This window comes from Staphylococcus sp. HMSC62A08 (assembly GCF_001839105.1).
GTDB classification, from domain to species: domain Bacteria; phylum Bacillota; class Bacilli; order Staphylococcales; family Staphylococcaceae; genus Staphylococcus; species Staphylococcus caprae.
The window spans coordinates 1-11,503 of record NZ_KV840039.1 but is presented as its reverse complement, the minus strand read 5'-3'; the positions used below and the strand labels follow the sequence as shown (position 1 = coordinate 11,503).

The following is an 11,503-nucleotide window of genomic DNA, read 5'->3' as shown; positions in this document are numbered from 1 at the left end:
TGCCGGTTGGGAATTACACCCTACCCCGAAGATGAATATTTATAATGATTTTATTTAAAATTTATATTACACGATAAAATCTATAAACTCAACGACTCTGCTTAGTTATTTTCAATGTGTGGTTGAGGCAATTTAATAATAAATGTCGTGCCTTTACCTAGTTCACTTTCAACTTCAATTTTACCACCATGTTTTTCGATAATCATTTTACAAATAAAGAGTCCTAAACCTGTACCTTGTTTACCGCGTTTACGGGAAGCGTCAACTTTGTAGAAGCGGTCAAAGACTTGTTGTAAATGTTCGGGAGCAATGCCCGTTCCAGTGTCACTAATATATAAGATATTATAACGATTATCTTTAGCAGTAGTTACTGCAATGGTATCACCAGGTTGCGTATATCTAGATGCATTGTCAATCAGATTAGTTAGAACTTGGTCCATGCGGTCCATATCATAATCCCACAACTGATTATCATTGCCTGAATTAAATTCCATTGTGAGATCTAAATCTTCAGCTTGCATTCGGTATTTGGCTTTCATTTTATTTAAAAGGTCATCAATGGGTTGAACTTCTTTCTCTACTGATAAACCTTCTGCATCCATGCGTGCAACGTTGAGTAACTCGTTGACAAGACGATTTAAACGCTTAGATTCATCTAACACAACAGCAAGAGAATCTCGTATTTCGTTTGGTTCAGTTACAACACCATCAACAATGGATTCAGTGTAACCTTGTAACAATGATATGGGCGTACGTAATTCATGAGAGACATTTGCGATAAAGTCTTTCTTCATTTGATCCAAGTTATGTTCATTTGTCATGTCTCGGATAATCACCACGATACCGTTTCTGCCATTAGGTTGAATACGATTAATATAACTTGTGATAAAGACGTAATATCTCGTATTAATTTCTATTTCTTGGAATTCTGTACCTTCAGATTTAAACGTTTGTTCGATTTGTTTTTCGATTAATTCTTTTGAAAAGTCATCAATGTTATGGATGATATCATCAGCCATTTTATTTGATATTATGACATCACGTTGATCATTAATGCCTAGTACCCCTTCAACCATGGAATTGATAAGGCTATCTCTAATATTTTTAGAAGATGATAATGCTTCGATATGTTCTTGAATTTCATAATTCATATTATTAAAAGCTCTTGATAAATCACCTATTTCATCTTTGGTTTTGACTGATGAGATATGGCTATAATCACCTTCTGAAACTTTTTGAGCCTGTGTTTTTAATTGGCGAAGTGGTTTCGTAATTTTATTAGATAGGAAAAATGCGAAAATGGTACTTGCAGCAATAAAGATAATAGCTGTAATTAAGATGATAATTGTAATAGCATTATTCGTATCTTCGATAGATTTTAAGTCTTTATAGATAAATACACCACTATGTTTACCGTGTGCGTCTTTTTGAGCTTTCATCGGATAACCTAGGAGAATATAAGACTGAGTATCACCATGATTTTTTATAGTGACATTTTGAGTTTCAAATTCACCTTTTTGGAAGACCTTTTTAAAATTATCGTTATGCTTAATTTCTTTAAGCATTTGAATTTTAGTATTATTATACGATGATGCTGGCTTATCATTAAAATCTTTCATAATAATAAGTCCACCAGGCCCATCTATTAACTTTTGACTGTTTTGAATGGCAAGAGATTTATTTTTTGATTTCTCTACGAGTGAACTAATTCTTTTGGCATCTTCTTTGATAGAATTTTCAGTTTCTTGCGTGAAATAATATTGGATAAATGTGATTAAGGATACACTTAATAAAATTAAAACTGTCGCCACTATTAAAATAATAGTTAACCACAGTTTTATAACTACACTATTTAGTCGGTTCATCACTGGCTTTAACCTCGAATTTATAACCGACGCCCCAAACAGTTTGTATCATTTGAGCTGCATCGTTAGACACACGATTTAATTTTTCTCTCAAACGCTTAACGTGTGTATCCACTGTTCGCAAGTCTCCATAAAATTCATAATGCCAAACCTCTTTAAGTAATTGTTCACGATCAAACACTTTATTTGGTGTCTTAGCTAAATAAATTAATAATTCATATTCTTTAGGTGTTAAATTCACCTGTTCGTTGTCTGCAAGTACTCTATGTGCGTCATTATCAATAACCAAATGATTAAATTCGATAATGTCTCGTGCATGTGGTTCGCTTTGTTCAGAGTTTGCAGACTGTGTACGTCTTAATAAAGCTTTTACTCTTAATACGACTTCTCGTGGTGAAAATGGTTTAACAATGTAGTCGTCAGCACCAGATTCAAATCCTTCAACGCGATTTGTCTCTTCACCTTTAGCCGTAAGCATAATAATAGGCGTTTCTTTATGTTCTCTTAGTTTAGAAGCAACTTCTATACCATCCATTTCTGGAAGCATTAAATCTAAAAGAATGCACGCATAGTTATTCTCCATCGCAAGCTCATAAGCCTCTTTCCCATTACTTGCTTCATGGATTTCAAAAGATTCTCTTTCTAAATATAATTTAAGTAATCTTCTGATTCTGTCTTCATCATCAACGATTAAAATTTCGTTAGCCATAATACTTTATACCTCCTACACATGCTGTTCAAATTCATTTGTTATTATAGCATAGGTTGAACAGATTAAGTGATTGATAGATAAAACTTTGTGAAAAAAATCTCAAACTTATTGGTAAAAACATATTATTTGTGTTTATTTACCGTTTTCCGCTAAATGTCTTAACGTTTTTACTTCGTGCGGGGTTAAGACGCGTCCTTCACCAGCATTTAAACCTTTCAAATCTAAAGGCCCGAATTGAATACGTGTTAATTTATTCACTTGATGACCAAAATGCTCGAACATGCGACGAACTTGTCTATTTCTTCCTTCGCTAATTGTAATTTCAACTAAGGTTGTATTCTTATCTTTATCTTGCTTTTTGATTTTAACTTGAGCAGGTTGTGTGAATCCATCTTCTAACTGGATACCTTTTTCTAGTTCTTTCACTTCTTCTCTCATTAAATAACCTTTGAGTTTAGCGACATATTTCTTTTTGATGTGATAACGAGGATGTGTCATTAAATTTGTAAATTCCCCATCGTTAGTTAAAAGTAAAATTCCAGACGTATCATAATCTAAACGACCTACTGGATAAATACGTGTTTCAATATCATCAAAATAATCTGTTACAACCGTGCGACCACGATCGTCTGAAACGCTCGTGATGACTTGTGTAGGTTTGTAAAATAGAATATACATTTTATCTTCTTGTTCTATCTTTATACCTTCAACTTCTACTGTATCTGAATTAGAGACCTTTGTTCCTAATTCAGTAACGACTTGCCCGTTAACACTAACCTTTCCTTCAGTGATGAGTGTTTCAGCTTTGCGTCGTGACGTATACCCGCTATTCGCTATCCTCTTTTGTAATCTCTCTTGTTCTTTACTCATTTGAATCTCCTTTTTGGTTGACTAAATTACTGAAGAATTCGTCCATTTCTTCATCATCCTCTTCAGTAGTTGGTAATGCTTCAAGATTTTCTATTCCAAAAACATTTAAGAATAAATCCGTCGTAATTAAATGATGACTCCTAGAATGATCGACATCTTTAGCTTCTACTAATCCTCTTGCAATGAGTGTCTTGACTGCACCGTCAGAATTAATACCTCTAATCATTTCAATATCGCTACGTGTAAGTGGTTGGTTATAAGCGATAATAGACAGTGTTTCCATTGCAGCTTGGGATAATTTCATTTTAGATTTTTGCTCAATTAATTGTTCAATGTATGAAGAAGCATCTTTTTTTGTTGTTAAAACATACGTCGTACCGAATTTTTGGATAACCAAACCCGAAGATTGATAAGATTGAATTAAACTTTCAAGTTCATTTTTATCTACATCTAATATCTCCATTAATTGTTTTTGGTCTAATCCTTCGTCACCAGAAGTATATAGTAATGCTTCTAATATTCCTTGGTTATCCAATGTTGTAATTCACTCCTCTAATGATATCGATGTCTTCAAATTGATGTTGTTGATTAATATTAACGATGCCAGATTTAGACATTTCTAAAATGGCTAAAAAGTGTGTGACCACTTGTTCCACAGGTTCATGAAACGTGAATAAACTAAAGAAATTAAATGATTCATGTTCTTTCAAACGATTTGTAACTTGTTCAGTTGCTTGTTGAATCGTAAATGTTTCTTTTTTTATCTCAACAGATTTAGGTGTATTAAGCTCTACTCTATTTTTTACTCTTTGGTATGCAACGATGAGTTCTGTTAAATCAATCGTTTGATTAGGATCCCAAGATTCATCAGTTTCTAAATGAGATAAATCAGTAGGATACTTAGTGTAATAACAATCACGTTCATTTTTCATCTCATTCAATATTTCTGTATATTCCTTATAATTTTGATATTCGATTAAGCGTCCTACTAAATCTTCACGCGGGTCTTCTTCTATCTCATCTTCTACGCTTGTTTGAGGCAGTAATAACTTACTTTTAATCATTAAAAGTTCAGACGCCATGACTAAATATTCACTTGCAATATTAATTTCAAGTTGATTCATCGCGTGTACATATTGCATATATTGTTCGGTTAAAGCTTTCATAGGAATATCATAAATATCAATTTCAAATTTTTGAATCAAATGCAATAACAAGTCTAACGGCCCATTAAATGCATCGAGTTTTACTTCATACATCGTATCTACCTCTATCTCATGTTGCATCTTAAGTGCATATTTCACACAAATATTATAGCATGAATACATATAACTTTTAAATTATGGGTGAATGATTATGGAAGATGCGTTAATTCATTTTTATTATCAATTTCATAAGAACCAACATTACTTTCTGTGTCATGATATTTTAGAAGAAGTTTGGAAAGCGTATCCCTCTTTTTCTAAAAATGACGCCATCGTGAGTTTAATCCTCTTTGCGACAGCTTGTTATCATTATCGACGCGGTAATCATAAAGGTGCTTTGAAATCTTATGAAAAGTCTCTTTCTGTCATTAGCAATGCTGCAGATTCAGAACAATTACATCTCGACATCCACGATTATAAAAATTTAATTCGACATCAAATAACCTCTTTAAGGGAAAATCAACTATTTGTGCCAGTCAAGTTGCCTGTGGAGACATCCTTTAATCAATATATTAAAGAGGTATTTCCATATTATATTTTTACATCATTTGTCATATCAGAGCCGTATATTGTTCACCATCATTTAAAAAGAGACCGTACAGAAGTTATTCAAGCTCGAGAAGAAGCGAAACAACTTCGTCATAAAAAATTGCATCAACCTTATCATACATTAAAAGACCAATAAACGTTTGATGATGTGATGTTATCAATACGTTTATTGGTCTTTTAAATTGAAACTATGCTCTTGGATGGAATTGATTATACATTTTTCTAATTTGTGATTTAGAGACGTGAGTGTACAATTGTGTAGTAGAAATATCGGAATGTCCTAACATTTCTTGTACAGCTCTCAAATCTGCGCCATTTTCGAGTAAATGCGTAGCAAACGAATGTCGTAATGTATGTGGTGTTAATGTTTTATTAATATTGGCTTTGATACCGTTTTGTTTAATCATTTTCCAAATACCCTGACGAGATAGTGGTTTACCGTGCATATTGAGAAATAACACGTGTGTTACCGTTTGTTTCAATAATTGAGGGCGAACCGTTTCGATATAAGTTGTTAAATATTCAATTACAGCATCACCTAACGGAACAATACGTTCTTTATTCCCTTTACCGAAGACTCTAACGAACCCCATCATTAGATTAACGTCTTCTACTTCCAATTGAATAATTTCAGATACTCGCATCCCTGTTGCATATAACAGTTCTAACATCGTACGATCACGGTAGCCATTATTCTTAGTTAAATCAGGTGTTTCTAGTAAATCTAAAACTTCTTGTACTTCAAGCACATCAGGAAGTTTCTTCTCATATTTAGGTGTCTCAATAAGAACTGTAGGGTCTTTCGCTGCATATTTTTCTCTTAATGCAAATTGGTGAAAGCTTCTTATTGTTGAGATAAAACGTGCTAATGATTTCGACGATTGACCTAAATCGATTAAATGACCTAAACATTCTTGAATCACTTGGCGATCTACGAAATCAATATGTGTAATCTTTCGTTCCTCGAGATACGTTTTATATTTATTTAAATCTCTACGGTACGCACCAATCGTATTACTACTCAAACCCTTTTCGATTTGGATGAAATTTAAATATTCTTCGATAATTGTATTCATGTCAGCACCTCTATTGAAGCGGTGGCTTCTTTCAAACTTAATTAAATACGCATTGCTTATTATGAAAATGAAAGGTCTTAACCTTTACCTTTCGCTTGTTAGCCTTTACCTTTCGCTTGGCAATCTGAACAAACACCATGGAAAGTGAGTCGGTGATCTAAAATTTTGAAATCAAATTCATTCTCCACACGATTCTCAACTTCAGGCAAAAGGTCTTCATCGATTTCGTCTACTTTCCCACATTCCATGCAAACTAAATGATGATGGAAGTGTTTAGCCCCTTCTTTACGTAAATCGAAGCGTGCCACGCCGTCACCGAAATTGATTTTATCTACAACTTTAAGTTCTGCTAAGAGTTCTAAAGTTCTATATACAGTAGCTAAACCAATTTCAGGTGCTTTATCTTTTACTTTTAAATAGACATCTTCAGCACTAAGATGATCTTTCTCGTTTTCAATTAATACTCTAACTGTCGCCTCTCGTTGTGGAGTTAATTTATAAGATGATTGCTGTAATTGTTGCTTCACGCGATTTAAACGTTCTTCCACGGAAGCCTCACTCCTCTACTAAGAATTATAATCATTTTAATTTAATCTATGATTCACTAAATAAAATATCAATATTCTCAATAAAAAGCAAGAGATTACGATACTTATTTAGAATGATTATAATTTAATAATAGATGCTGTAAGGCGATAATCGTTTTAGCATCTTCGAGTTCCTTGTTTTCTAGCATCGCTTTCACATTCTCAATAGACACTTTATGTAGTTCTACAAATTCATCTTCGTCTAAGTTCATTTCTCCTTCAGTGAGTTGATCTGTGAAATAGATTGATAATTTTTCGCTTGAAAATCCTGGAGAACCATACATATCTGTAACGAATTCAAGATCAGATGCAATGTAACCTGTTTCTTCTTGTAGTTCGCGTTTTGCTGCTTCTTCTCGTTCTTCGCCTTTTTCAAGTTTGCCAGCTGGTATTTCGAGTAAAGGCTTTTCTGCAGGCTTTCTAAATTGTTTGACTAGGAGCACTTCATTTTCAGGTGTAACTGCACATACTGCAACTGCACCGTTGTGATACACTAGCTCACGTTTAGAGGTACTGCCATCGGGTAATTCAACATCATGTACTTCTAAATCGATAATCTTACCATTATATATTACAGTTCTATCAATCGTTTTTTCATTTAATCTCATATTAAAACACGTCCCTTTTATTTATATTTATTAATTGGTAAACTGAATGCGTCAGTTAAAGTGTATCGAAAGGAGAATGGACTTGCAAAAAAATATTTTGAAAAGTGGCATCGAAATTTCTGAACTTGGATTAGGTTGCATGAGTTTAGGTACAGATTATAAAAAAGCACAACCTATCATTGAAAGCGCAATTGAAAATGGAATCACGTATTTTGATACAGCGGATATGTATGATCAAGGTATCAATGAAGAAATTGTAGGAAAAGCATTAAAGAAATATCAAAATCGTGATGACATCGTTATCGGTACGAAAGTCGGCAATCGACTAACTGACGATGGAAACATAACATGGGATCCTTCTAAGAAACATATTAAAGAAGGTGTTAAAGGTTCACTTCAACGATTAGGTTTAGATCATATCGATTTATACCAATTACATGGTGGTACTATTGATGATCCATTAGATGAAACAATTAGTGCATTTGATGAATTAAAACAAGAAGGTATCATTCGTGCGTATGGAATTTCTTCTATCCGACCTAATGTCATAGATTACTATTTAAAGCATAGCCAAATCGAAACATTGATGTCTCAATTTAATTTAATTGATAATCGACCAGAAAATCTTTTAGATGCTGCTCATGAGAAACAAGTTAAAGTGCTTGCACGTGGACCTGTATTTAAAGGTTTATTGACATCTAATAGTGTGAATGCATTAGACCAGAAATTCCAAGATGGTATTTTTGATTATACGCATGATGAGTTAGGTGAAGTCATTGCATCTGTTAAAGAAATTGAAAGTAATTTAAGTGCCCTTTCTTTCAAATATTTAACTTCTCACGATGCACTTGGTTCAATTATTGTGGGCGCAAGTAGTGTTGAACAATTAGAAGAAAATGTGCGTAATTTTAATAAAGATGTGAGCTTAGACCAAATCAAATCAGCACGCGACCGCGTGAAAAATATAGAATATACGCAACATTTAAAATAAATTAATAAGCGAAGATGTTCCGGTATGAACGCACTGAGTAGAATTAAAAATATTACTTTTGTGTGCACATGACTTAAGAACGTCTTCGCTTTTTGTATATTTTAAGAATGGTGAATGTGCGCCTATTCTTTGGTTTTGAAGAATTTAGGCAATAACCTTTCAAGTGTTCGAGGTGCAAGTTGATAGAATTTCAATAATTGATGCATCCATGCAGGTTGGTTAATTTCCGCTTTGTTCTTTAATATGCCTTCCACTATATGTGTAGCCAGTTGTTCTGAATCAATCATGATGTACTTATATTTGTTAAAGAATGAAAGTGTCGGATCTGCCTTTTCATGGAAAGGTGTATCAATTGGACCAGGATTGACACTCATGATATGAAATTGCGGCTCTTCAATGCGTAAAGCATTTAACACGGCATTGAATGCTGCTTTAGATGCGCCGTAATGTGCCGCATTCGCTTGTGTTACAAACGCAGCTTGACTGGATATTCCGATAATATGTGCATGTTGAACAAATCGAGGTCGTAAAACTTTGTATAACAAATTAAAACCAATCAGATTGACATCATACGTTTCAATCATTTCCTCTGCAGAATAGTTATCGATGGATTTGAAGTAGCCTAATCCAGAACTGTAGATGAGCCCGTCAACAGGCGTTTTGATTTTACCTTCTAATTGCGAAATGTCTTCCCTATGTTGTAAATTGCATTGAATGACTTCTACATGCTTCTGATCATTTTGAAAATCAATTTGATTAAACTTTTCTATATTTCTAGCTTAATTATTTATTTGTGCGCCTCTTTTTAGAAGTTGTTTAACTATGTCTAATCCTAACCCGCTCGTACCACCTGTAACTATGTAATGTTTACCTATCATTTTCATCGTCCTTTTTAAATGTTTAATTCATGTTATTGCGCTAATTTTTATTAGAAAAATCAAGTAATATCAGGGCTTGAACGTGAGATATTACTTGATTAAGATATGTGTTAATATGTACTTATAATCTTAAGGCAAGATAAAACAATAATCAAAAATGACGAAGGTGATGTGGTTAAAATGAAACTTGTATTTTATGGCGCAGGTAATATGGCACAAGCTATTTTTACTGGAATTATTAATTCAAGTAATTTAGGTGCTGACGATATTTATTTAACGAATAAATCAAATGAACAAGCTTTAAAAGATTTTGCGGAACGATTAGGTGTGAATTATAGCTATGATGATGCAGAATTGTTAAAAGATGCGGATTATGTATTTTTAGGAACAAAACCTCACGATTTCGAAGCTTTAGCGGAAAGAATTAGAGATGACATTACAGAAGACAATCGCTTTATTTCAATTATGGCAGGACTTTCTATTGATTATATTAGAGAACAGTTGAATACTAATAATCCTTTAGCACGTATTATGCCGAACACGAATGCACAAGTTGGTCATTCTGTTACAGGTATTAGTTTCTCTAACAACTTTGGTCCTAAATCAAAAGACGAAGTGAATGAATTGGTTAACGCATTTGGTTCTGTGATTGAAGTTTCTGAAGACCATTTACATCAAGTAACAGCGATTACAGGAAGCGGCCCAGCATTCTTATATCACGTTTTTGAACAATATGTTAAAGCGGGTACTGAATTAGGTTTAGAAAGAGATCAAGTTGAAGAATCGATACGTAATTTAATTATCGGTACAAGTAAGATGATTGAACGTTCTGATTTAAGCATGGAACAATTAAGAAAGAATATCACATCTAAAGGTGGTACAACACAAGCAGGATTAGATGCCCTATCTCAATATGATATTGTATCTATGTTTGAAGATTGTTTAGGAGCAGCCGTAAATCGAAGTGTTGAATTATCTAAAAAAGAGTCAGAATAAATTAAAAAACGCTTTTCTCTCTATTATAAAGGTGTGATGAGAAAAGCGTTTGTTTTATATTTTATAAGTATCAAAATCTTTAACAAAGTAAAAATTTGGTACATCTGATTGATTATTTAATGCTTCATAAATAGATTCAACTTCTTCAATGTTATAACGATTACTAATGTGTGTGATTAAACTTTTTCGTACATTCGCATTCTTGATTAAGTCGAATACATCATCTATATGACTGTGATGATAGTTGTTGGCGAGTGTCTTTTCACCTTCAATGTAAGTTGATTCATGAATCATGACATCAGCATCTTGAGCTAAAATATATTCATTGTCGCAAGGTTTCGTATCACCGAATATTGCTACGACAGGACCTGGTTTCGCTGCACCTTTGAAATCTGATGATTGATACATTAAACCGTTATGTTCGAAAGTATCTTGAACCTTAACTTCTTGATATTTAGGTCCAGGATCTAATCCTATCGCTTTTAATGCTTCCACATCAATGGTACCTGGTGTTGTTGGTGCTTCAATACGATAACCGTATGACGTGATACCATGATTAAGCAATTCGGCTTTAACAGTAAACCCTTCATGATGATATGTAAATTGTTGATTTATTTCGATGTACGTAATTGGATAATTGAGATGTGATTCGGATAATTTTAAAGAAGTTTCTATGTAATTTTGAATTCCTTTAGGTCCGATTAAAGTTAGCGGTTTATTCTCCCCACCTTGGAAAGAACGACTTGTTAATAATCCAGGAAGACCAAATATATGATCGCCATGCATATGAGTGATAAAGATATGGTCTACCTTTCCTAACTTAATAGAATGATGTAAGATTTGGTGTTGCGTTCCTTCGCCCACATCAAATAACCATACTGAATTTGAATATGGTTCTAAGTTTAAAGCGATGGATTGTGTATTTCTCTCTTTAGTCGGTAGCCCTGCACTCGTACCGAAAAATGTAACTTCCATGCATGATCCTCCTCTTCTTCATATATTCTATCATATGTTGTGATTATTTTTTAACTGTCATTTATTTGTTGGATCATCTCTATTCATACGTTTTATTGAATTATTAGTTCCTTATGCTTGCTATTTCGGAGATTTAATTTGTATTGTTAAGGTATGAGGGAGTGAGACAGAAATATAATTTATCAAAATTA

General features: G+C 33.4%; 12 protein-coding genes and 1 pseudogene. 3 read left to right on the top strand and 10 right to left on the bottom strand.

The window, feature by feature from the left end:
• Window positions 1–101 precede the first annotated feature (101 nt).
• The 5 genes from HMPREF3264_RS06130 to HMPREF3264_RS06110 form a co-directional block, all read right to left on the bottom strand.
• On the bottom strand, window positions 102–1,865 hold the full coding sequence (locus HMPREF3264_RS06130) for an ATP-binding protein (RefSeq protein ID WP_070872468.1): 1,764 nt from the start codon (window positions 1,863–1,865) through the stop codon (window positions 102–104).
• Window positions 1,849–2,574, bottom strand: a complete 726-nt coding sequence (locus HMPREF3264_RS06125) for a response regulator transcription factor (RefSeq protein WP_002442993.1) — start codon at window positions 2,572–2,574, stop codon at window positions 1,849–1,851. The genes HMPREF3264_RS06130 and HMPREF3264_RS06125 overlap by 17 nt, the downstream gene beginning before the upstream one ends.
• A 135-nt stretch (window positions 2,575–2,709) precedes the next feature.
• A complete protein-coding gene (locus HMPREF3264_RS06120; RefSeq protein ID WP_070872466.1) occupies window positions 2,710–3,447 on the bottom strand; it encodes a pseudouridine synthase in 738 nt (245 codons plus the stop codon).
• Window positions 3,440–3,982: an SMC-Scp complex subunit ScpB gene (gene scpB / locus HMPREF3264_RS06115; RefSeq protein ID WP_070872463.1), complete on the bottom strand. Its 543-nt coding sequence runs from the start codon at window positions 3,980–3,982 to the stop codon at window positions 3,440–3,442. The genes HMPREF3264_RS06120 and scpB overlap by 8 nt, the downstream gene beginning before the upstream one ends.
• Window positions 3,975–4,706, bottom strand: a complete 732-nt coding sequence (locus tag HMPREF3264_RS06110; RefSeq protein ID WP_070872461.1) for a segregation and condensation protein A — start codon at window positions 4,704–4,706, stop codon at window positions 3,975–3,977. The genes scpB and HMPREF3264_RS06110 overlap by 8 nt, the downstream gene beginning before the upstream one ends.
• Before the next feature lie 97 nt (window positions 4,707–4,803).
• On the opposite strand from HMPREF3264_RS06110, the gene HMPREF3264_RS06105 reads away from it, so the two are divergent.
• Window positions 4,804–5,337 (top strand): DUF309 domain-containing protein, encoded by a 534-nt coding sequence (locus HMPREF3264_RS06105; protein ID WP_070872460.1) that lies wholly within the window; start codon window positions 4,804–4,806, stop codon window positions 5,335–5,337.
• A gap of 52 nt (window positions 5,338–5,389) precedes the next feature.
• Here HMPREF3264_RS06105 and xerD read toward each other — a convergent pair whose 3' ends face one another.
• The 3 genes from xerD to HMPREF3264_RS06090 all read right to left on the bottom strand — a co-directional run bounded on the left by xerD (window position 5,390) and on the right by HMPREF3264_RS06090 (window position 7,472).
• Window positions 5,390–6,277: a site-specific tyrosine recombinase XerD gene (gene xerD, locus HMPREF3264_RS06100; RefSeq protein ID WP_002443002.1), complete on the bottom strand. Its 888-nt coding sequence runs from the start codon at window positions 6,275–6,277 to the stop codon at window positions 5,390–5,392.
• A 98-nt stretch (window positions 6,278–6,375) separates the two neighbouring features.
• Entirely contained in the window at window positions 6,376–6,825 is a 450-nt protein-coding gene (locus tag HMPREF3264_RS06095) for a ferric iron uptake transcriptional regulator (RefSeq protein ID WP_002443003.1), read from the bottom strand.
• A gap of 104 nt (window positions 6,826–6,929) precedes the next feature.
• On the bottom strand, window positions 6,930–7,472 hold the full coding sequence (locus tag HMPREF3264_RS06090; RefSeq protein WP_002443005.1) for an NUDIX domain-containing protein: 543 nt from the start codon (window positions 7,470–7,472) through the stop codon (window positions 6,930–6,932).
• Window positions 7,473–7,554: 82 nt separating this feature from the next.
• Between HMPREF3264_RS06090 and HMPREF3264_RS06085 the strand changes: the two genes are divergently transcribed.
• Complete coding sequence (locus tag HMPREF3264_RS06085) at window positions 7,555–8,463, top strand: aldo/keto reductase (RefSeq protein WP_070872459.1); 909 nt, start codon at window positions 7,555–7,557, stop codon at window positions 8,461–8,463.
• A gap of 122 nt (window positions 8,464–8,585) precedes the next feature.
• Here HMPREF3264_RS06085 and HMPREF3264_RS06080 read toward each other — a convergent pair.
• Window positions 8,586–9,341, bottom strand: a pseudogene (locus HMPREF3264_RS06080) (SDR family NAD(P)-dependent oxidoreductase).
• 180 nt (window positions 9,342–9,521) lie between these two features.
• Between HMPREF3264_RS06080 and proC the strand changes: the two are divergent.
• Complete coding sequence (proC, locus tag HMPREF3264_RS06075) at window positions 9,522–10,337, top strand: pyrroline-5-carboxylate reductase (RefSeq protein WP_070831199.1); 816 nt, start codon at window positions 9,522–9,524, stop codon at window positions 10,335–10,337.
• A 54-nt stretch (window positions 10,338–10,391) separates the two neighbouring features.
• Here proC and rnz read toward each other — a convergent pair whose 3' ends face one another.
• Complete coding sequence (gene rnz / locus HMPREF3264_RS06070; protein WP_070872458.1) at window positions 10,392–11,312, bottom strand: ribonuclease Z; 921 nt, start codon at window positions 11,310–11,312, stop codon at window positions 10,392–10,394.
• Window positions 11,313–11,503: the final 191 nt, after the last annotated feature.

Bases quoted from the DNA above. Each gene is read 5' to 3' on its own strand.
- HMPREF3264_RS06130 (WP_070872468.1), bottom strand. From the start codon at position 1,865: ATGAACCGACTAAATAGTGTAGTTATAAAACTGTGGTTAACTATTATT.
- HMPREF3264_RS06125 (WP_002442993.1), bottom strand. From the start codon at position 2,574: ATGGCTAACGAAATTTTAATCGTTGATGATGAAGACAGAATCAGAAGA.
- HMPREF3264_RS06120 (WP_070872466.1), bottom strand. From the start codon at position 3,447: ATGAGTAAAGAACAAGAGAGATTACAAAAGAGGATAGCGAATAGCGGG.
- HMPREF3264_RS06110 (WP_070872461.1), bottom strand. From the start codon at position 4,706: ATGTATGAAGTAAAACTCGATGCATTTAATGGGCCGTTAGACTTGTTA.
- HMPREF3264_RS06105 (WP_070872460.1), top strand. From the start codon at position 4,804: ATGGAAGATGCGTTAATTCATTTTTATTATCAATTTCATAAGAACCAA.
- xerD (WP_002443002.1), bottom strand. From the start codon at position 6,277: ATGAATACAATTATCGAAGAATATTTAAATTTCATCCAAATCGAAAAG.
- HMPREF3264_RS06090 (WP_002443005.1), bottom strand. From the start codon at position 7,472: ATGAGATTAAATGAAAAAACGATTGATAGAACTGTAATATATAATGGT.
- proC (WP_070831199.1), top strand. From the start codon at position 9,522: ATGAAACTTGTATTTTATGGCGCAGGTAATATGGCACAAGCTATTTTT.
- rnz (WP_070872458.1), bottom strand. From the start codon at position 11,312: ATGGAAGTTACATTTTTCGGTACGAGTGCAGGGCTACCGACTAAAGAG.